Annotated in this window: 1 protein-coding gene; it reads left to right on the top strand. The window is 48.1% G+C overall.

Going from position 1 to position 755, the window contains the following annotated elements:
* Window positions 1-755 (top strand): Holliday junction branch migration DNA helicase RuvB (gene ruvB / locus A3763_RS22380; protein ID WP_068760545.1); only part of this gene is annotated, 755 nt, incomplete at both ends.

Raw genomic sequence — 755 nt, 5'->3', positions numbered from 1 at the left:
CAGTAAAAGGCAAGAAGCGCTGGATCATGTGCTTATTTTCGGTCCGCCTGGACTAGGTAAAACAACGCTAGCGAATATTATTGCAAATGAGCTAGGGAGCAATATTAAGTCTACTTCTGGCCCTGTTCTTGAAAAAGCCGGTGATCTTGCTGCATTGCTGACAAACTTGGAAGCAGGAGACGTTCTTTTCATTGATGAAATTCACCGAATGAATGCTTCAGTTGAAGAAGTCTTATATCCGGCAATGGAAGATTATCAGCTCGATATCATGATAGGTGAAGGTCCGGCTGCAAGGTCTATCAAGCTCGACTTACCTCCCTTTACGCTTGTTGGTGCAACCACGCGAGCAGGTTTGCTCACCTCTCCGTTAAGAGACCGATTTGGGATCGTTCAGCGTCTTGAGTTCTACAATAACCAGGATTTGAGCTCCATTGTTAGTCGTTCAGCCCAGTTACTCGGATTAGAGATTGAACAGGGTGGAGCCGATGAGATAGCCTGTCGTTCCAGAGGGACGCCCCGGATAGCCAATCGATTGCTAAGGCGAGTAAGAGACTACGCCGAGGTTAAAGGTAATGGTGTCTTGGATAAGAACAATGCTGATAAAGCCCTAAGTATGCTCAACGTTGACGCAAAAGGCTTGGATCAAATGGATCGGCGCTTACTACTCGCGGTACTCGAAACATTTGCTGGCGGCCCGGTTGGCGTAGAAAGCATGGCGGCAGCAATTAGTGAGGAGCGAGGCACGGTTGAGGATG

Source organism: Oleiphilus sp. HI0128 (assembly GCF_001635365.1).
Note: the sequence above shows the minus strand (reverse complement) of the source record. Positions and strands in the feature narration are given on the sequence as shown.